This is a genomic window from uncultured Roseibium sp. (genome assembly GCF_963675095.2).
In the GTDB taxonomy this organism is placed as follows: domain Bacteria; phylum Pseudomonadota; class Alphaproteobacteria; order Rhizobiales; family Stappiaceae; genus Roseibium.
Map to the genome: position 1 here is coordinate 1 of NZ_CAXXSJ010000038.1, position 20,915 is coordinate 20,915.

Here is a 20,915-nt window from a genome sequence, read left to right on the forward strand (position 1 = left end):
CGCGAAGGAGGCGGTCTCCAGGTCACCGGCCTTTGACACCGTCATCGAGCCATTGACATCGACCCCGTCGGACCGAAGGGCGAAGTCCTGAACGTGGTAGCCTTGGTCGCCGGTCTTGAGCAGGAATTCCGCTGTGGCAGGAACCCCGGCCGCCTTCGTCCAGCCGAGCGCATCCAGTCGGACGACTGTCTTCGTCAGGTCGACATTGAAGATCTGGCCGCCATTGGCATCGTCGACGATCAATGTCATCGGGCCATCAAGCAAGGCCGTCAGATCGACACCGTTCTTCTTGAGCTGTTTGGCAGTCACATTGAGGACAACGCCCTGACGGCCCTCCACTCCGGAATCACCCAGGGGGATCAAGAGATCGATGTCGGCTGGCAAACCGTCAAGAATGCCCTTACCGGTAATGGCGACCTGCCGCCGATCGGCGTTGAGCTTGATTTCGGCGTCCTTGATCGTATGTCCCCGGACGGGCTTGTTCAGACTGAAATTGGAAGAGTCCGCTTTCGCGTTCCATTTCACTGCGGCCAGATCAATGTCCTTGCGCACCGGGAATTCCGCGTGGACCAAGGATCGACCGTCGCCGGAAATCGCATCGGGTGTCAGTCCGGTCTTGGCCAGGACACGGAAGGGCTTGCTGTTAAAGATCCGGCCGATCTCGCGAACACCGCCCTCCAGTTCCAGATCCAGAACCCCCAGCTTGTCGACCTTTTCCCGCAATCGCTGGATCTGAAAGGTCACATCCGGGACGGCAACCTGGGCACCGCTCCCCGTATAGATGAGGCCGCCACCCGCATGGACGGTCATCACTTCGTTTTCAACGGTCATGGTGCCGGAAAGGTTATAGGCGTCCGGAACCTCGCCGACCGGCGAAATCCTTGCGTCGCTGAATTTCAGGTTGACCTTGATGTCGTCCCCTGACCAGCCGGAATCCGGATCATTCGGATCGAAGGCCGCCGGGCGAAGGGAGATATCGGCCTTGGCCTCGTCAATCATGCCCGACTCGAGACGCTCGATCACCCACTGGCGCGCGGGCGGCACGACCGTGATCGGCCAGAGATGCTTGGCGAGACCGATGGGAACGCGTTCTCCGTCGATCGCCAATGCCAGATAAGGGCCGTCGCTTCGTATGTCCACCGAACCGGTCATATAGGCTCTCGCCTTGCCCGCCACGATCGAAATGTTGTCCAGAAAAAGCGTCCTGCTTGCCGGTTCGAATCGTGCCGACAGGTTCATCTCGTTGACGATGAACGGCGGCAAAGGCACATCGGACGAACCGAACTGGGCCAGATCCGTCGAGAGTTCGATAGTCCAGCCGCTGGATTCCTCAACCGGCGGCACGATTTCCCCGGTGAAGAAAATCTGGGTATTGCCGTTGATCGCATGCGAACGGGTCACCCTGATTTTTGGATCATCGCCCTGCCAGATCAACGATAGCGCCGCATCGTCGAAATGGATCGGCGTCGGTCCTATGTGAAACTCGCCTTCCGCGACCCTGCCGACAAAATTGGCATACCGGAATACGCCATCACCGGACAGGCCGGTTTCGAATTTCAGCTGCAGCGGAATCCCCAGATCCATCCCCGCGCGCGGCACCTTTTCCGGATTTACCAGATCGGCAAGCGAGATTCCGTCGACAACCATGGCAATGGAGCGATCCTTCCCGTCGAGCGGAGCTTTGCGCAGGAATTCGATCTTCCAGGGCTCGACCCGGCCAGCCACGTCCGCCACCGCGTGGATGGTCCGCTCCTGATCCCAGGTGATCTCCGCATCGATGCCCGAAAAATTGCGGACAATGGCGCCCTGAACTTCTACGGAGCCGTTTTGCACCGACACCCGTTCCAGTTGGCGGCGGGAAAAGGCATCTTCGACGACATCGCTGACCCTGTTGACCGCCTCCATCATCAGATTCATCTTGGGCAGATTAGGCTCGCCGCCTTCACGGACCCCGATCGTGACCAGCGGCCGGTCGATCGTCAGCGATGAAAACTGGATCTTTCCGCCCAGAAGGGCGCCAAATTCGACAGGGGCTTCGACCAGGGGCAGGGAAACCTCAACAGGAACCTCGCCTGCGACCGTCAGAAGCGCTTCCCGGATGATCACCCGAAGACCGTCTCCCCCGGAAACATCGATCAGGGTATCGGCGATGGTGAGACGTGCCGGGCCGTTGCTTGCCTTTTCCGACATGAAACCCGCAAGCAGGGGAACGTGAACTGGCCCGCTGCTCAGCAGGTAGGCGAGCCATCCCGCACCAAGAAAGACCATCGCGCCAAGTACGAGGCCGATCCGTCGGAGCCAGGTCGAACGACGTGCCGGTACTTTGCGGGGCTTGGGCTCTTTTTCCATGTATTCCGAAATCTCAGAGGCGAACCGTTGTCACGGCCGTCAGATGTTACTTGCTTTCAAGCAACCTGTCATTGAATGCGGGCTTCATCGTTGATCCGAACGATAGCCTTTCTATGATACGTACCAAATGCTGGAAAATGCGAATTCCAACGAAAGATGTACGCGTATCGGCAAAGTGGCTTAAACAGCCAAGTGTGACATAAGGAAGGCATGATGAGTGAACTGACGATCGGCGATTCGGCACCTGATTTTGAACTTGAGGGTGATGGAGGGTCGAAGATTTCGCTGTCCGCACTGAGTGGATCACCTGTTGTCGTCTATTTCTACCCCAAGGACGACACGCCCGGGTGCACCAAGGAAGCCATTGCCTTTTCCGCTCTTGAACCGGAGTTCGCCAAGCTCGGAGCCAGGATCATCGGCATTTCGCCGGACACCTCCGCCAAGCATGACAAGTTCAAGGCGAAGCACGATCTGACCGTTAGCCTTGCCGCCGATCCCGACAAGATCGCCTGCGAAGCCTTTGGCGTCTGGGTGGAAAAATCCATGTACGGCAGAAAATACATGGGCGTGGAACGGTCCACTTTCCTCGTGAATGCAGAAGGCAAGCTCGCCCAGATCTGGCGGAAAGTGAAAGTGGCCGGACATGCCGAAGCCGTTCTGGATGCCGTGAAGGCCCTCTGAAAACGGCCGGAAGCCACAAACGAACTGTCAACGAGCCGAGTTTCATGCAATCCGAAGACCTCACGGGCGCTCCCCGCTCACTGGTCGCCGGAGCCCGCGCCATTGTCGGGACCGGCGACACGTCCGAGAAGGTTCGCCTTGCCCATGCGACGGCGCGCGCGTGGTTTCGGCGAGACCTTGCGCTAGGCAGTCCGTCCCGGTACGGAGCAATGCCCGACCGGCCCGGTCGGCCCGAGAAACCCGTCCTGCTGGCACCCCGGGACATGCCCAAGCGGGCGCTCGGTGGCGACGCCGGTCGGATGGCGCTGATCCATTCGCTGGCACATATCGAGTTGAACGCCGTTGACCTCACCTGGGATCTGATCGGGCGATTCGCGGACATCCGCCTGCCCCGCTCCTATTACGACGACTGGGTCAGGGTCGGACTGGAAGAAGCAAAGCATTTCTCAATGCTGGAGGATCGGCTCGCGAACCTCGGCGCCAGTTACGGCGATCTGCCCGCTCATGACGGTCTGTGGCAGGCAGCCCAGGAAACCGGTCATGATCTCGCGGCCCGGCTTGCGATCATACCGCTCGTTCTGGAGGCCCGCGGCCTCGATATAACACCGCCGATGATCGAAAAAGCCGAATCATTGGGCGATGTGGAGACCGCAAGAGCGCTGGCCGTGATCTATCGGGACGAGAAAAACCATGTCGCTTTCGGCGCCAAATGGTTTCGATTCTTATGCGACAGAATCGGCGTCCGCCCGGAACCCGCCTTTCATGCTTACGTCCGTCGCCATTTCAAGGGGGCGCTAAAGCCCCCCTTCAACGATCGCGCCCGCTCGGAAGCAGGGCTAACTCCCGGTTTTTACAAGCCTCTTGCCCGAATTATCGGATAAATAGCCCATTCGAAAGACAATTTATTAACCTTACCAATTTCTAATCGTGGTCACTGATCAAGCGAGCTGTAACGAGTGATATCAGCGGCCATGCAAAAGCACCGGGAATTCCGCAGCCAAGGATTTGGCACCGCCTCTACCCCACACATCACAATTACGCGTGGGACAAAGTCCACAACGCTGATTGTCCGGCCGGCAATGCTCATGGCTGTGGCTGCTGTCTGCGTGGTGTTGTCTCTCGGTTATCTGGGCGCAACGGCATACTGGTTCATGCGGGACGACATGGCAGCGTCGGCACAAGCCGAACGCCGGCAGATGGAAACGCTCTACCAGGATCGCATTGACCGCCTGAAATCAGAGATCGAACGGCTGAGCAGCCGCCAGATGGTGGACCGCGAAAGCGTGGAGCAACAGGTCACCACCCTCCTCCGCCGCCAACAGCTGTTGAGCAAACGCCATGAGGTCGTAACCGAGTTGATGGCGCGCGCGGAAGAAAGCGGCATCCGGATTGCAGCACAAAGCCCTGTACCGGCCGAGAAACCGGTTAGGACCGAAGGCACGCTTGCGAATATCGATGACGACACCTCCGCAATGGGCGGCGAGCCGCAGCCGGTCACGGATCCGGTCAAAACCCTCGGCCTGAGAGGCGAACCGGACCCGGAAACCGGAAAGCTGGAGCTGAAGCCCGGCATTGATCCGGAGGAACAGGCAGCGCTTGAATCCGTCGGAAATGATCTGAACGTGATGGACCGTGAGAGCGACGCCGTCCTGGATGCACTCGCGGTTGCAACCGAAAAGCAGATCGACAAGATCGTTGCGGCGACAAAGCCTCTGGGCGTAACTCTCATCAAGAGAAAGCACGGCCAGTCCGGCGATGCCATCGGCGGCCCCTTCGTGCCGATTACCGGCGGAACCTTTTTTGACCGTGTTACCCGCACGGAGCGGGTTTTGAAGGCCTTGCATAACGTCAAGAACCGGGCTCGTCTTCTCCCGCTATCCCGCCCGACCCGCAGTACGTCCATTTCCAGCCAATTCGGCCCAAGGACGGATCCGTTTCTGAAGCGCCTGGCCATGCATACGGGTATGGATTTCAAGGCTCCGTATGGCGCGCGGGTTTTCGCAGCGGCCTCCGGTACCGTTGAACATGCGGGCTGGAGCGGCGGCTACGGAAGAATGGTCGAAATCCGCCATGCCAACGGTTTCGTGACCCGTTACGGTCATCTGAGCAAGGTCCGGGTCTCCGAAGGCGATCACATCGTCGCAGGTGATCTCATCGGCAATGTCGGCTCGACCGGCCGGTCCACCGGACCGCACCTGCACTATGAAGTCCGTCAGAGCGACGAGGCCATCGATCCGGCCCCCTTCGTCACCGCCGGCGACCGCCTTGTAGCCCTTCTGAAGCAATAACAATCCGATTGGCCAAACAACAAAAAAGGCGCCGCGAAACCACGGCGCCTTTTCTCGTTCGTTCGGTCAACGGCCTTACTCGACGTCTTCGACTTCAATCTCGTCCCCACCGAAGACCCGTTGGGCAAGGGCCGCTTCCATGAAGGGATCGAGCGCCCCGTCGAGCACATCCTGCGGCGACGTGCTTTCGACGCCGGTTCTCAGGTCCTTCACCAACTGATAGGGCTGCAGGACGTAGGAACGGATCTGATGCCCCCAGCCGATATCGGTCTTGTTGGCCTGCTCGGCGTTGGCAGCCTCCTCGCGCTTCTTCAGCTCAGCCTCGTAAAGCCGGGCCTTCAGCATCCCCCAGGCGGTCGCCCGGTTCTTGTGCTGCGAACGCTCGCTCTGGCACTGCACCACGATGCCGGTCGGCTGGTGCGTGATGCGCACCGCGGAGTCGGTCGTGTTGACGTGCTGGCCGCCCGCACCCGATGCCCGGTAGGTATCGATCCGGCAATCGCTTTCGTTGACTTCGATTTCAATCGAATCGTCGATGACCGGATAGACCCAGGCGCTGGAGAAGCTGGTGTGCCGGCGCGCCTGGCTGTCATAGGGCGAAATCCGCACCAGGCGATGCACGCCGGATTCGGTTTTCAGCCAGCCATAGGCGTTTTCTCCCTTGATCAGCAGGGTCGCCGACTTGATGCCGGCCTCTTCGCCGTCGTGATACTCCAGCACTTCGACCTTGTAGCCCCGCCGTTCCGCCCATCGGCGGTACATGCGCAGCATCATGGACGCCCAGTCCTGGCTCTCGGTGCCGCCGGCACCGGAGTTGATTTCCAGATAGGCGTCATTGGCATCGGCTTCGCCGGACAGGAGAGACTGCAGCTGCAGCTTGTTGACCTTGTCCTTGAGGCCCTTGAGCGCGTCTTCGGCCTCGGAGATGACACTGCTGTCATCCTCCATCTCACCGAGCTCGATCAGTTCTACGTTGTCGGCAAGATCCTGTTCAAGCTCCCTGACGCCGGTAATACCGTCATCAAGCTGCTGGCGTTCGCGCATCATTTTCTGAGCGCGCGAGGGATCGTTCCAAAGCTCCGGATCTTCCGAAGCCGCATTCAGTTCATCAAGTCTGACCAGGGCCTGATCCCAGTCAAAGATGCCTCCTCAGCAGGCTTATGGCCTGCTTGATGTCATCAACGACGGCTTCCGTTTCGGCGCGCATCGAGTACCTCTTTTTTGCTTGTGGGAAACCTGATTCCGAAGAGGAATGCAGGCTATGAATTGGGCCGGGAACTTATCCTTGCTGTCACCGTATGTAAACCGGGACACTTAACCTCTTTTAGCCGCCGTTCCCGAACTCTCCGTGCACCAACACATGGTCGTCAAAAATCAAAATTCCATAAAATAATGGGAACGGACAACACAAAGAAAAGGACTATCGGGAACCAGAACCAGCGCGAATAGACTCGCAGGGACAGAATAGACAAAACAAACAGGACCGGAGAGACGGGAAAAACAACCAGATACATTGCGGCAATGCTGGCGAAACCCACCCGTCCGCTCAGAAACAGAATGACTGTCGGAAAAAGCCATCCGGTAAAAAGCAGCAGGGTACATATCTTTTGCTCGGATCGGCCTAGAAACGCCTTCAACGATGCATAAGCGCCATCGAAACCGCTTCCAGCCATTCGGACAATCCACACCCACCTTTGAAATCACGTCGGAAATGGCCAGAGATCGTTCGGGATCAGTACAGGCCGCCGGTGCCCGACAGAACCGCTTGCCCCGCTTCCGGGGACACATCTCTCGGCACACCCATTTCATCTTGGAACCCGATCACCGAGTAGCTATCCGGCGGCGCCATGCCCGGCTTGAACGCTTCCAGGATCGTGCCCGGCGATCCTGCCTGGGCACGCAGGCCCGTGCGCCGGTTGATGGGAATGAGTTGCAAGCCCTTCGGTACCCGGAATTCAACCGGAGGCTTCTCTGCAAGCGCCTCCTTCACGAAATCCGTGAAGATGGGGGCCGCGACATGGCCGCCGGTCGCACCGCGCCCCATGGGCTTCGGCGTGTCGTAACCGACGAACACACCGACCACCAGGTCCGGTGTGAAGCCCATGAACCAGGCATCCTTCTCGTCGTTCGTGGTGCCGGTCTTGCCGGCAACGGGACGTCCGACGGCCCGAACGCCGGTCGCGGTCCCCCGCTGAACGACACCCTCCATCATGGAGGTGATCTGATAGGCGGTCATCGGATCGAGAACCTGCTCGCGATTGTCGATCAGTTCCGGCTCGCCCTGGCCTTCCCAGACCTCCTGGCTGCAACCGTCGCAGATGCGGCTGTCGTGCTTGAAGATGGTCCGGCCGTAACGATCCTGGATCCGGTCTATAAGGGTGGGACGCACCTTCCTGCCGCCATTCGCGATCGTGGCATAGGCGGTCGCCATGCGCATGACCGTGGTCTCCCCGGCGCCGAGCGCCATGGAAAGAACCGGCAGCATGTTGTCGTAAATACCGAACCGCTTTGCGTATTCCGCCACGAGCGGCATGCCCATGTCCTGCGCGAGACGCACCGTCATGACGTTACGCGACAGTTCGATCCCCGTGCGGAGGGTCGACGGGCCGTAAAACTTGCCGCCGTAGTTCTGCGGGCGCCAGGTTCCGAGCCCGGGCCCCTGGCTGATTTCCAGCGGCGCATCCATCACCAAGGAGGACGGGGTATACCCATTGTCGAGTGCTGCCGCATAGATGAACGGCTTGAAGGACGACCCTGGCTGACGATAGGCCTGCGTCGCGCGGTTGAACTCGCTCTGGGCGTAGCTGAAGCCGCCGACCAGCGCCAGAACACGTCCGGTATAGGGATCCATGGCGACAAGCGCGCCGGACACTTTCGGTACCTGGCGCAGCTCGTAGGATCCGGGCGCGACCGGGCTTTGCTCTACATAGACCACATCGCCCGGCGACAGCACGTCCGAAACCGCTTTCGGCGCCTGACCGCGAACTCTGGCCCATTTCATGGTCTCCAGGAACAGAGGACCGGTCGTGCGTTCGTCAGAAAGCTGGCCGCTCGGCAGCTTGTCCGGCTGGATGCCGACTTCCGCCTGGCTCTCTCCGGTCTTCAGCACCACGGCCAGAGACCATTCGGGAATGTCATCCAGGCCGTTGATCTTGGAGAGTTCGCTTCCCCAGTCGCCTTCGGTCGAAATCTTGTCGACCGGACCGTTCCAACTGCCACGCTCGTGGTCGAACTTGATCAGACCATTCATGAGCGCCTTGCGCGCCATGGCCTGAAGTTTCGGGTCCAGAGACGAGCGAATGGACAATCCGCCTTCGTAAAGACGCTTCTCGCCGAAGATATCCGCCACTTCACGGCGCACTTCTTCGGTAAAATACTCGGCAGCAAAGAGCTGTGTTCCGGTTTCGCGCGGCGTGACCTTGAGGGGGGCCGCCTTGGCCTCTTCCGCCTGTTCGGAGGTGATGTAGCCGTTGTCGACCATCCGGTCGATCACCCAGTTCCGGCGCTCGATCGCGGCTTCCTTGTGGCGGTAGGGGTGGTAATTGTTCGGCCCCTTCGGCAGCGCCGCAAGATAGGCCATTTCCGCGATCGACAGTTCGTGCACGGACTTGTCGAAATAGACCAGCGATGCCGCTGCCACGCCGTAGGCGCCCAGGCCGAAGTAGATCTCGTTGAGATAGAGCTCCAGGATCTGGTCCTTGGTATAGGCCTGCTCGATCCGAAGAGACAGAATGGCCTCCTTGATCTTGCGGTCAAAGGAGAACTCGTTCGTCAGCAGGAAGTTCTTCGCCACCTGCTGGGTAATGGTCGACGCCCCCTGGGGCCGGCGCCCCGTGCCGATATTCTTCACGAAGAAGACCGCAGCACGCGCGATCCCCTCGGGATCCACACCGATGTGGTGATAGAAATTCTTGTCTTCCGCCGAAATAAAGGCGTCCTTGACGAGGTCCGGTACGGCCTGAATCGGCAGGAACAGCCGGCGCTGATGCGCATATTCGGCCATAAGCTGACCGTCGGAAGCATGCACACGGGTCATCACCGGCGGTTCGTAGTTCTTCAGCGCCGTGTAGTCCGGCAGGTCCGCGCTCAGAGTTTCCAGATACATCCACACGCCGGCTGCCACCAGCAGGCCGAAGGCCGCGCCGATGCCGAACAGATAGCCAAAAAACTTCACCAGAAACTTCATGCCAGGAGGCTCGTCTTTCTTTCCCGACCGGTGTCGGATCCCATTCCATCGCGTGAATACGGACCCGCCCCGACAATACTACCGCCCGACCCTTAACACAGGACTAGCGCATACAACATGATGCCAATCACGGACGTGCGTTTGATTGCACTTCCTTAACCACCAATATGGCGATGCTGAGGCAGCAGGCGACCTGTTCCATCCGCCGCCCGATCACGTTTCATATTACTGCGACACCTTTTCATCCTCCCGGCTTCGATCCTGGGCCAGCCGGGGACGGAAAAAGGTGTCGACCGCCTCGACCATGGCATCGGCCATACGCTCGCGCCATTCGTCGGAAACCAGGAGCTTTTCATCGTGGCTATTGGACAGATAGCCAAGTTCCACCAGGACGGACGGCACGTCATTTGCCTTCAACACCCGAAACCCCGCAGATCGGTGCGGATTGTGGATCAGCCGGACCGCGCTCTCGAGCTCACTCACCAGGGAGCGGGCAAAGAAAACGGAGAAGCTCCTCGTTTCCCGCCGGGCGAGATCGATCAGGATATCCGCCACATCGGCCGGTTCGTCATCGAGCTGTACACCGGCGATGACGTCGGACATGTTTTCGCTCTCGGCGATTTCCTGTGCCAGCTGGTCCGATGCCCGGTCCGACAGCGTGTAGACCGTGGCGCCGCGCGCGAGGCTGCGCCCCCGCACCACGGAATCCGCATGGACGGAAATGAACAGATCGGCCTGCTGTTTGTGGCCGATCGCCACCCTGTCGCCCAGCGGAATGAACGTGTCATCGTCACGGGTCATTTGGACCGTGTACCGCCCTGTCTCGTCCAGTTTTCGCTTTAAAATCTTGGAGAACTCGAGCACAACGGCCTTTTCCAGGGTACCGGCAACGCCGATTGCGCCTGTATCGATGCCCCCGTGTCCGGGGTCCAGCATGATCAGCGGCTTGTCCCGCTGATCCGTCTTCGCCAGCCGGTCGCCTTTTCCGTTCTCTTCACGTTTGGCCGTAATGACAGGTTTTGCCCTGGAAGACTGAACGAATTTCAAGAAACCGTCGCGCGATGTACTGACGATATCGATCACCATTCGGGCGGGCTGATCATCCACGGCAGGCAAAACGAATGTCTTGTCGATCGCGACCGGCTCGGACACATCCAGCACAATGCGGGACTTGCCTTTCGCAAACAGGCCATAACGCCAGGCCTTGATCAGACCGCGCCCGTCCCTGCCCGTATCCGCGGGCAGATCGAAGGTGATTTCCGGCAGGTCGATGATGAGCCGGTAGGGATCGGCCAAACCCGATATGACCGGCGACAGTTGCTGATCGAGATCCAGAACGAATCGGGTGCGATCGTCATCTCCGGCAATCCTGGCGCCGGTGACACGAACCAGGTTTTCCTGCTCCGGCTCTGCCCGAAGCGTGGACGGCATCAGGAAAGCGGCCAACGCCATCGCAATCAGAATCGCCGAAATCCAACGTCGGACAGGCAGCCGGTTATGCCCTGCCCCGCATATTTTCCAATGTTCTCCGACGGAATTCATACGGAATATTGCCATTTCCTGCGTCGATCCAGTTGCTCGGACTATTCGCCCGGCACTCCCCAAAAGCACCCAAGCATACCGGGAAATATGGTCATACGCTTTACATTGCTTGCAAAGGCGCGTTGTGGATCGTAAAAGTACCTTACGGATTTCGGTCTGCCACCGATACCATCCTCGATGACGGATCATCTGGTCTATCCACATGTCATCGTGATTTCGGAGCGCAATTGGGTCACTTTTGAGGCCATCGGCCCAATTTGCACCAGCTCCCGGTCACACCGGAGGAGGCACGGACAACAGACCCGGCATCGTCTCACCTTCCTAAGGCCGATTGTCAAGCCAACAGGAAAGTGAACGGCCAATCCGCATGAAGGGATGCGGTTTCAGCGAACATGTTCCTGTGATTCGCGCCCCAGAGAATGACAAACGACTTTAACAACGGGCATGCGTTGCCCCGAAGGATCACGCGCGATGCACATGACGATCAACATGCCAGCAGGCCACGCTTCGGCGGCCGCTTGTATTGATCGCCCGACCGCGCCCAACGCATTGTCTGTATCTCAGCACATCATAAACAATACGGCAGTCCACCACGCTTCGGGCGTTGCGCCCCATTGCGGCGAACGACGCAGGGCTGCCGTGGAGACAAAAATCAATGGCAAACAAGATGCTGATCGACGCGGCCCACCCGGAAGAGACCCGGGTCGTCGTCGTACGTGGCAATCGGGTTGAAGAATTCGACTTCGAAGCAGCTAACAGAAAACAATTACGCGGGAACATTTATCTAGCAAAAGTTACGAGAGTAGAGCCCTCCCTCCAGGCGGCATTCGTCGAATACGGTGGGAATAGGCACGGCTTCCTCGCCTTCAGCGAAATCCATCCCGACTATTACCAGATCCCGGTCGCCGACCGGCAGGCGCTTCTCGACGCGGAACACCACGCCGAACAAAAAGACGATTCTGGCGAAGAGGACGAGGCTCCCGCCCGCAAGCCGAGACGCGGCAGACGCTCGAAAGCCGCCGCCAACCGGACGGATGAAACCGTTGCATCGGAAGCCGTCGACGCCGACGCGGCAGACGAAACAGCAGAGAAATCAGCGGAAGACACAAGCGCTGAAGCCGACGCAGATGCGAACTCCGCAGAAGATGCCCTGGCTTCCGAAGACCTAACGGCCGAGGCCGCGGACGATTCCGCCCCGGACTCCGATGACGAAATCGAGGCAAAGAGCGCCGAAGACGACGATGATGGGGATACGGACGGAGAAGAACAGGTCGAATCCGTCGGTGCCGAAGATGCCCTCGAAGAACTGCCCGAGCGCCGCCCTGCGCCGCGCCGCCAGTACAAGATCCAGGAAGTCATCAAGCGCCGCCAGGTCATTCTGGTCCAGGTCGTCAAGGAAGAGCGCGGCAACAAGGGTGCCGCTCTGACGACCTATCTGTCGCTCGCCGGCCGTTACTCGGTGCTGATGCCGAACACGGGCCGCGGTGGCGGTATTTCCCGCAAGATTACCCAGCCGACCGACCGCAAGCGCCTGAAGAAGATCGCATCCGAACTGGATGTGCCGGAGGGCATGGGCGTCATTTTGCGCACCGCAGGCGCCAGCCGCACCAAGGCCGAAATCAAGCGCGATTTCGAATACCTGATGCGTCTTTGGGAAAACGTGCGTGAACTGACCCTGAAATCCAGCGCGCCGAGCCTCGTTTACGAGGAAGGCAGCCTGATCAAACGCTCGATCCGCGATCTCTACAACAAGGACATCAACGAAGTCCTCGTCGCGGGAGATGAAGGCTACCGCGAAGCCAAGGACTTCATGCGCATGCTCATGCCGAGCCATGCCAAGAACGTCCAGCCCTACCGCGATCCCTCGCCGATCTTCATCCGCAACGGCGTCGAACCGCAACTCGACGCGATGTTCTCGCCCCAGGTAACCCTTAAATCCGGCGGCTATATCGTCATCAACCAGACGGAAGCGCTGGTCTCCATCGATGTGAACTCGGGCAAATCGACCCGCGAGCACAATATTGAAGACACCGCCCTGCAGACCAACCTGGAGGCGGCCGAAGAGGTCACCCGCCAGTTGCGCCTGCGCGATCTTGCCGGTCTCGTCGTGATCGACTTCATCGATATGGAGGAGAACAAGAACAACCGGACGGTCGAACGGCGATTGAAGGATTGCCTGAAAAACGACCGGGCACGCATTCAGGTCGGCCGCATTTCCCATTTCGGCCTACTGGAAATGTCGCGCCAGCGCATCCGGACCGGCGTTCTGGAAAGCTCGACCACCCCCTGCCCGCACTGTTCGGGAACAGGCATGATCCGGTCGGTGGAATCAGTTGCCCTGCATGTTCTGCGGTCGCTGGAAGACAACCTCCTGAAGGGCGCAACCCACAACCTGGTGATCCGGACCACGACCCCGGTCGCCCTTTACATCCTCAATCAGAAACGCGCGAACCTGTCCGATCTCGAGGCCCGCTTCGGCGTCTGGATCGAGGTTCAGGCCGACGACATGGTCAACGGCCAGCATTATGTGCTGGAACGCGCCGATCCGATCGACCGGGACCGCCAGCCGCAAATCTCGCCGATTGTCCAGCCGGACACGATCATTCCAGACGAGGAAGAAGAGGTCGAAGAAGACCTGAATGAAGCTCCGGAGCGTTCCCAGGACGACGGCGACCGGGACCGCCGCCGCAAGCGTCGGCGCAAACGCCGCCGGGGCGCCGCTGATAGTTCTTCGGAAGGTGCCGAAGCCAGAAGTCCTCGCGAGGACGATGGCGAAGGCAGCGATAACGGAGAAGAGGAAACCGATCGGGCCAATGGCCAGGAAGGCGAAGGAGACGCGTCCGATGACGAACCGCGCCGCAAGCGCCGCCGTGGCCGTCGGGGCGGACGTCGGGGACGCCGTAACGGTGAAAACGGCGACGAATCCCAGGAAACCGAAGCAGAGGCAGAGGCACAGGCCGAACCCGGAGCAGAAACTCCGGAAGACGGCGAGCCCCAGGAACAGACCACAGCTGGTGACGAAAACACAGAACCTGAGGCCGCTCCGGTAGAAGCCGAGATCGAGGTTGAAACCAAGGCCGAAGTTTCTGAAGAAGTTTCCGAAGCAGCCGAGGAACCGGCTGCACCTGCCGAGGCCGACACCGGTGAAACCCTGGTTCGAACCCCGGCTCCGGCAGCCGAACCGGCCGAACCGGTGGTTACCAGCGAAAAGGCAACCGACGGCGACGACGATGCCGACAAGAAGCCGAAACGCGGCGGCTGGTGGCAGAGACGGTCTTTCTTCTGATCGTCCCTGAACAACGAAAGAAGCAACACAAACAAGAAAAGCGGCCGTCTGGCCGCTTTTTTTTTGTTCCCGCGTATATTGTTCGCAATGGCGAATTGCGTCAGGCCAGCCAGTCCTTCAAGTGAACCAGTGCAAGTTCCATTTCCTCATAGGCGCCGGCAAAGGAAAACCGCGTGTATTCGCCGCCGTGAACAGGATCGAAATCCACACCCGGCGTTGCCGCCACACCGGCTTCATGAAGCATGCTCCTGGTGAATTCGAGCGAATTCGGCGAAAAAGCACTGGTGTCGGCATAGATATAGAAGGCGCCGTCAACCGGAAGCAGCTTGTTAAAGCCGATTTCCGGGAGGCCCTTCAAAAGCAGTTTCCGGTTCCTGGCATAGCCGGCCTTCACAGCCTCCAGCTCGTCGCGGCATTCGAGTGCCGCCGTGGCGGCAATCTGGGAAAGCTCGGGCGGGGAGATATAGAGACTTTGCGCCAGCCGTTCGACAGGGCGCAGAAGGATTTCGGGAAGGATCATCCAGCCGATCCGCCAACCCGTCATGCAGAAATACTTCGAGAAACTGTTGATGATGATGACCTGGTCGGAATAGGCCAGAGCGGTTTCCTGCCGCCCCTCGTAGACGAGGCCGTGGTAGATCTCGTCCGAAATGAACCAGATCCCCTCCTCCCCGCAGTATCTGACCAGCTCCTCCAGCTTCTCCGGCTGCATCATGGTCCCGGTCGGATTGGCCGGGCTCGCCACCAGAACGCCCTTCACGGGGCCATCGGCCTGCGCTTTGGCGATCAGATCGGGCGTCAGGCTCCAGCGGGTTTCCGGACCGACCTCAATCTCCACCGGAACCAGCCCAAGCGCACTGATGATCCCCCGGTAAGCCGGATAGCCCGGTGCAGTCAGGACGATCCGGTCCCCCGGATCGAAGGCGGCAAGAAAGGCGAGATTGAATCCGGCCGACGAGCCGGTGGTCACGACGAAGCGGTCCTTGTCGACTTCCCGTCCGTAGGTCTCAAGATAATATCGGGAGAGGTTTTCTCGCAGAGGAATGACACCGGCGGTTTCGGTATAACCGATCAATTTTTCGTCGAGCGCCCGCTTGGCAGCGTTGCGGGCTTTTTCCGGTGCGGGATCCCCGGGTTGCCCGACTTCCATGTGGACGATCTTTCTGCCTTGATCTTCCAACCGGGCTGCTTCGATCAACACTTCCATCGCTAAAAAAGGAGCAATATTACTACGTTTAGATACCTGGCCAGGCAGAAAGGCCATTCACACCTCCATTGCATTGCACAAGAACACATAGGCCTTTTAGCATCTGTATTGCCGAAATGTATACGCGCGCGGCGACTTGACCTTGTATAACGACCTCCCATACTCACATACGAAGCCAGAAACCCGAACCCGCCAAGATGGGAGAGCCTTTTGAACGGCCGACCGGAAATGCTTGTGCCATCAGCTGGACGCAGCGGGGAACCGAACTGCGTTCACAAAAACCGACGCTCCCTCCGACGCGGTCGAGCAGTCGGCAGCAGGGTCATTAAAGCGACGATGGCGCTTGCGGTGTCGTTTCCGTTTCTCTCCGCCCCTGCCCAGGCGCAGGGCAGAAAAATTCCGCTGGTGCGCGATGCGGAGACGGAAGAACTCCTGCGGGACTACGCATTGCCGATCTTCAAGGTGGCCGGCATCGCCAGTTCCAAGCCGGACATCATTCTGGTCAACGACAAGAGCTATAACGCCTTCGTTCCCGATTCCGGACGGATGTTCATCAATGTCGGCGTCGTGATGGAATCGGAAACGCCGAACGAGGTTATCGGCGTCATTGCCCACGAAACCGGCCACATTGCCGGCCGCCATCTGGTGCAGCTGCGCAGCGCGGCCGCGAATGCGGCCATCATGTCGGTGATCGGCATGCTCCTGGGGGCAGGCGCAATCGCAGCCGGCGCGAGTTCCGGACAGGGAGGGATCTCCCAGGGCGGCGTTGCCGCCGCCGCAGGCAGCGGCGCAATCGGGCAACGGTCCTTCCTCGCCTACCGGCGCGGCCAGGAAGCCGCAGCCGACAAGGCCGCCTTGCGATACCTCGAGGCGACCGGACAAAGCGGAAAGGGAATGTTGACGACCTTCAGGCGCTTCGCGGACGAACAGATGTTCTCCGCCAAATTTGTCGATCCGTACGCGGTCAGCCACCCCATGGCGAGGGACCGCTATCGTTCGATGGAGACAGCAGCCGGACAGAGTCCTTACTTCAACAAGAAGGATCCGGCGTCCCTTCAGTTCCGGCATGATATGGTCAAAGCGAAACTGTTCGCCTTCACCAGCCACCCAAACGCGGTTGCGCGCGCTTATCCGCGCTCTGACTCCAGCCTCCCCGCCCAGTACGCCCGCGCCATCGCGGCCATGAAAACCAGGCGCCGGGATGCGATCAGGGATGTCGACTCGCTGATCCGGCAACTTCCCGATAATCCGTATCTTTATGAACTCAAGGGACAGATCCTCCTCGAAGGCGGCGATCCGCGGGCGGCCGTTGCACCGTTCCGCAAGGCGGTTTCCCTCCGGCCGAACGAAGGACTGCTTCTGATCTGGCTTGGCTATGCTCTCGTCGGATCCAACGACGCATCAGCGCTCCCGGAAGCTGAACGCATTCTGCGCAAAGGGATCCAGCAGGACCCGAATTCGCGCATCGGCTTCAGCCAGCTCGCCATCGCTCAGGCCCGGCAAGGCAAACAGGCGGACGCCGACCTTTCAACCGCGAAAGGGCTGATGGTCTCTGGTGATTTCGAGGCGGCGAAACGATATGCGGCCCGAGCTCAAAAGAAATTGAAGCGCGGAACGCCTGCATGGCTTCAAGCTGATGATATTGTGTCCTACAAACCGCCAAACCTCGGGAAACGCTGATCCACTTGTAATCGGCCCGATGCTGAGCGCCAAACGTCTAGACAGCCGCGGAGACAAGCGGCTTTAGGAGAACAGAATGTCCATTCAATCACGCGCAATCAGCGCCCCATCTGCCGCCATTCGGCTGACCGTACTGGCCCTGAGCGCGCTACTGGCACTGACCGCGGTCCTGTTCGGTGCCCGCAATGCGGCAGCCGAAGACATGGATCGCGGTGCTATCGAGAAGATCGTCCGCGAATACCTGGTCCAGAACCCTGAGGTGATTGCCGAAGCCCTGACCGAACTGGACCGGCGCCAGAAGGCGGCGGAGGAAGCGGCACGAAGAACGGTCCTGAGCGAATCTTCCGACATTCTCTTCAATTCCGCACGCCAGGTCGTTCTCGGCAACCCTAAGGGATCCATCACCCTGGTGGAATTCTTCGACTACAATTGCGGATACTGCAAACGCGCCTTCGGCGACATGGCCAGGCTCCTGGAGGAAGAACCTGAGCTGCGTATGGTCTTGAAGGAGTTTCCCGTTCTTGGAGAAGGCTCGGTTGAAGCCGCCAAGGTCGCTATCGCGGTCAACACACTCGCTCCGGAAAAATACGCCGATTTTCATCAGGCTTTGCTCATGACCCGAGGCCGGGCCAACAAGGACAGCGCCCTGAAGGCGGCAACCGATGTCGGCTTGTCTGCCGAAGAGATCGCCAGCGCCATGTCCACAGACGAAAACGACAGGACGATTGAGGAATCCTATACCCTTGCCAACCGCCTCGGATTGACCGGAACTCCATCCTATGTGATTGGAGATGAAGTCATTCCCGGCGCCGTCGGCTACGAGCAGCTGAAAGCGAAGATCGACGCTTTGAAAAACTGCGGCGAGACGACCTGCTGAATATTGTTTCTCGATAAGGTCTGGTCCAATCAGGTCTTTTCCTTATCCTGTTGACTCCTTATAAGGTGCATGGAATTGGTCCGGCTCAAATGATGCCGGACCATCGAGTTTCTGCGCTGATGTTCCAGACGCGATGGCGCACTTAATAAAGGCAGCATTGGTTTACGGAACGAGACACCGAAACGATGCGCCCTAAACGACCCGAACCAGGAAAGTCCTGAGAAATGTCACAAGATAAAAAGAAATCTGAAACGGACCTGATCCGCGACCTTGCACTCCTTCTCGATGAGACCAACCTGTCCGAGATCGAACTGGAAAAGGCCGATTTTCGAATTCGGGTCGCCCGCCAGTTGCACATCGATGCTCCGGTCACAATGGCTGCGCCGGCCGTTGCTCCGGCTCCCGCCGCAGCGCCTGCAGCCGCACCGGCAGCTCCTGCGGCCGATGCCGGACCGCATCCGGGCACGATAACCTCCCCCATGGTCGGCACCGCCTATCTCGCTCCGGAACCGGGTGCCAAGAAGTACGTCGAAGTCGGCGACAAGGTGTCCGAAGGTCAGACGATCTTGATCATCGAGGCCATGAAAACCATGAACCACATTCCGGCAACCAAGTCCGGGACCGTTAAGCAGATCCTCGTGGAAGACGCCCAGCCGGTCGAATTCGGCGAACCCCTCATCATCGTCGAATAGGAGCGCATCCGCGATGTTCTCCAAGATCCTCATTGCCAATCGCGGCGAAATTGCCCTGCGTATCCTGCGTGCCTGCAAGGAACTCGGCATTTCCACAGTGGCCGTTCATTCCACGGCGGATGCGAATGCCATGCATGTGCGCCTCGCCGACGAAAGCGTGTGCATCGGACCGCCCGCTGCCCGCGACAGCTATCTCAATATTCCGCAGCTTCTGGCCGCCTGTGAAATCACCGGCGCCGACGCGGTCCACCCGGGCTACGGCTTCCTGTCGGAAAACGCCCGCTTCGCCGAAATCCTTGAAGCCCACAACATCGTCTTCATCGGCCCGACCTCCGAACACATCCGGATCATGGGCGACAAGATCCAGGCCAAGCAGACCGCCCGGGATCTTGGCATTCCGGTGGTGCCCGGTTCGGACGGAGCGGTCACGCCCAGTGACGATGCCCATGCGATTGCCCGGGAAATCGGCTATCCGGTGCTGGTCAAGGCCGCGGCCGGCGGCGGTGGCCGTGGCATGAAGGTCGCGGCGACCGAGGCAGATCTCGATTCAGCGCTTTCCACGGCCAGGACGGAAGCGAAAGCCGCCTTCGGCGACGACGCGCTCTATATGGAGAAATACCTCGGCCAGCCGCGGCATATCGAGATCCAGGTGCTAGGCGATGGCCAGGGCAATGCCATTCATCTGGGCGAACGCGACTGCTCGCTGCAGCGCCGCCACCAGAAGGTGCTGGAAGAAGCCCCCTCTCCCTGCCTGAACACTGAAGAGCGCAACAGGATCGGCGAGATCGTCGCCAACGCCATGCGCAAGCTGAAGTACCGGGGCGTCGGCACGGTCGAGTTCCTCTATGAAAACGGCGAGTTCTATTTCATCGAAATGAACACCCGTCTGCAGGTGGAACACCCGGTCACGGAGATGATCACCGGCATCGATCTGGTCAACGAACAGATCCGCATCGCCGCCGGCGGCAGCCTCGACATGACCCAGGACGATATCAAATTCGTGGGTCATGCCATCGAATGCCGGATCAACGCCGAAGACCCGCGCACCTTCGCGCCGTCTCCCGGCATGATCACCTATTATCATCCGCCGGGCGGCCTCGGCGTGCGCGTCGATTCCGGTGTCTATCAGGGCTACAAGATCCCGCCCTACTACGACAGCCTGATCGGCAAGCTGATCGTCCACGGCCGCAACCGGGTGGAATGCATGATGCGCCTGCGCCGCTGCCTCGACGAATTCGTGGTTGACGAGGTGAAGTCCACCCTTCCGCTGTTCCGCGATTTGGTGGACAATCAGGACATCGCGAACGGTCAGTACGACATTCACTGGCTGGAGAAGTATCTGGCCGGGAAAGCCGACTGACCCTCCGGGACTTTGTCCTTGAAGGAAGTGCCTTGAATGGCGGGTCACAGCGACGACATCGTAATGGAAATTACGCCGCAGGTGCTTTTGAAAGCTTATGCCTGCGGCCTCTTTCCCATGGCCGAATCAGCGGAAGATGCCGGCCTGTTCTGGCTAGAGCCGGAACGGCGCGGCGTCCTGCCGCTTGAGAGCTTTCACCTGCCCCGCAGGCTTCGGCGCACGATCCGCTCCGACATCTTCGAAATCCGCATCAGCACCGATTTCCAGGCGGTCATCGACGCCTGCGCAGCCCCCATGCCGGGCCGCAGGAAAACCTGGATCAACCGGGAAATCCGCCGTCTCTATGGTGACCTTTTCGAAATGGGCTACTGCCATACGGTGGAAGCCTGGCAGGAAGGGGAACTGGTCGGCGGCCTTTATGGCGTCTCGCTCAACGGCGCCTTCTTCGGCGAAAGCATGTTCACCCGGTCGACCGATGCCTCCAAGGTGTGCCTTGCCCATCTGGTCGCACGGATGGTCGTTGGCGGGTACAGCCTGCTCGACACCCAGTTCGTGACCGACCACCTGAGCAAGTTCGGTGCGATCGAAGTCCCGCAGGCGGAGTATAACCGCCTCCTGAACGAGGCTCTGCAGCTGGAAGGCGATTTTCTGGCCTTTCCGACCAATGCGACCGGCGCGGAAGTGCTGGATGTCCTGGCAAAGTGGCAGGCGGATTGAGCCCGGCTGGTTTCATCCCATCGCCAGCCTAAACGCTTTTCTCGCGGGCT

15 protein-coding genes are annotated in these 20,915 nt (G+C 59.6%); 9 read left to right on the top strand and 6 right to left on the bottom strand.

Annotation, left to right across the window (positions count from 1 at the left end; translation table 11 throughout):
- Nucleotides 1–2,349 (bottom strand): DUF3971 domain-containing protein (locus ABIN98_RS14835; protein ID WP_346911154.1); only part of this gene is annotated, 2,349 nt, incomplete at its 3' end.
- A gap of 213 nt (nt 2,350–2,562) precedes the next feature.
- Here ABIN98_RS14835 and bcp point away from each other — a divergent pair.
- The 3 genes from bcp to ABIN98_RS14850 all read left to right on the top strand — a co-directional run bounded on the left by bcp (nt 2,563) and on the right by ABIN98_RS14850 (nt 5,318).
- Nucleotides 2,563–3,030: a thioredoxin-dependent thiol peroxidase gene (gene bcp, locus ABIN98_RS14840; protein ID WP_346911184.1), complete on the top strand. Its 468-nt coding sequence runs from the start codon at nt 2,563–2,565 to the stop codon at nt 3,028–3,030.
- Nucleotides 3,031–3,074: 44 nt separating this feature from the next.
- Nucleotides 3,075–3,911 (top strand): ferritin-like domain-containing protein, encoded by an 837-nt coding sequence (locus ABIN98_RS14845; RefSeq protein WP_346911156.1) that lies wholly within the window; start codon nt 3,075–3,077, stop codon nt 3,909–3,911.
- A 204-nt stretch (nt 3,912–4,115) separates the two neighbouring features.
- Nucleotides 4,116–5,318 carry a M23 family metallopeptidase gene (locus ABIN98_RS14850; protein ID WP_346911158.1) on the top strand — a complete coding sequence of 401 codons (1,203 nt, stop codon included), beginning with the start codon at nt 4,116–4,118 and terminating at the stop codon, nt 5,316–5,318.
- Nucleotides 5,319–5,393: 75 nt separating this feature from the next.
- Here the strand turns inward: ABIN98_RS14850 and prfB are convergent.
- From prfB to ABIN98_RS14870, 4 genes are all read right to left on the bottom strand, one after another.
- Nucleotides 5,394–6,525, bottom strand: a protein-coding gene (gene prfB / locus ABIN98_RS14855) for a peptide chain release factor 2 (protein ID WP_346911160.1) whose coding sequence is annotated in 2 segments (ribosomal slippage) — nt 5,394–6,455 and nt 6,457–6,525 — 1,131 coding nt in all. Because the reading frame shifts where the segments join, the coding sequence is not laid out codon by codon here.
- Nucleotides 6,526–6,685: 160 nt separating this feature from the next.
- Complete coding sequence (locus ABIN98_RS14860) at nt 6,686–6,991, bottom strand: hypothetical protein (RefSeq protein WP_346911162.1); 306 nt, start codon at nt 6,989–6,991, stop codon at nt 6,686–6,688.
- 59 nt (nt 6,992–7,050) lie between these two features.
- Nucleotides 7,051–9,504 (bottom strand): penicillin-binding protein 1A, encoded by a 2,454-nt coding sequence (locus ABIN98_RS14865; protein WP_346911163.1) that lies wholly within the window; start codon nt 9,502–9,504, stop codon nt 7,051–7,053.
- A 225-nt stretch (nt 9,505–9,729) separates the two neighbouring features.
- Nucleotides 9,730–10,956, bottom strand: coding sequence for an N-acetylmuramoyl-L-alanine amidase (locus ABIN98_RS14870; protein ID WP_346911165.1), 1,227 nt, complete (start codon nt 10,954–10,956; stop codon nt 9,730–9,732).
- Nucleotides 10,957–11,701: 745 nt separating this feature from the next.
- Here ABIN98_RS14870 and ABIN98_RS14875 point away from each other — a divergent pair.
- Nucleotides 11,702–14,332: a ribonuclease E/G gene (locus ABIN98_RS14875; protein ID WP_346911167.1), complete on the top strand. Its 2,631-nt coding sequence runs from the start codon at nt 11,702–11,704 to the stop codon at nt 14,330–14,332.
- Between the two features lie 100 nt (nt 14,333–14,432).
- On the opposite strand, the gene ABIN98_RS14880 is transcribed toward ABIN98_RS14875, so the two are convergent.
- On the bottom strand, nt 14,433–15,539 hold the full coding sequence (locus ABIN98_RS14880) for a pyridoxal phosphate-dependent aminotransferase (protein WP_394701514.1): 1,107 nt from the start codon (nt 15,537–15,539) through the stop codon (nt 14,433–14,435).
- 348 nt (nt 15,540–15,887) lie between these two features.
- Between ABIN98_RS14880 and ABIN98_RS14885 the strand changes: the two genes are divergently transcribed.
- The 5 genes from ABIN98_RS14885 (at nt 15,888) to aat (ending at nt 20,865) form a co-directional block, all read left to right on the top strand.
- Nucleotides 15,888–17,219: a M48 family metalloprotease gene (locus tag ABIN98_RS14885; RefSeq protein ID WP_346911171.1), complete on the top strand. Its 1,332-nt coding sequence runs from the start codon at nt 15,888–15,890 to the stop codon at nt 17,217–17,219.
- 76 nt (nt 17,220–17,295) lie between these two features.
- Complete coding sequence (locus tag ABIN98_RS14890; protein WP_346911173.1) at nt 17,296–18,096, top strand: DsbA family protein; 801 nt, start codon at nt 17,296–17,298, stop codon at nt 18,094–18,096.
- A 224-nt stretch (nt 18,097–18,320) separates the two neighbouring features.
- On the top strand, nt 18,321–18,788 hold the full coding sequence (gene accB / locus ABIN98_RS14895; protein ID WP_346911175.1) for an acetyl-CoA carboxylase biotin carboxyl carrier protein: 468 nt from the start codon (nt 18,321–18,323) through the stop codon (nt 18,786–18,788).
- Between the two features lie 13 nt (nt 18,789–18,801).
- Nucleotides 18,802–20,148 (top strand): acetyl-CoA carboxylase biotin carboxylase subunit, encoded by a 1,347-nt coding sequence (gene accC, locus ABIN98_RS14900; protein WP_346911177.1) that lies wholly within the window; start codon nt 18,802–18,804, stop codon nt 20,146–20,148.
- A gap of 36 nt (nt 20,149–20,184) precedes the next feature.
- Nucleotides 20,185–20,865: a leucyl/phenylalanyl-tRNA--protein transferase gene (aat, locus tag ABIN98_RS14905; protein WP_346911179.1), complete on the top strand. Its 681-nt coding sequence runs from the start codon at nt 20,185–20,187 to the stop codon at nt 20,863–20,865.
- Nucleotides 20,866–20,915: the final 50 nt, after the last annotated feature.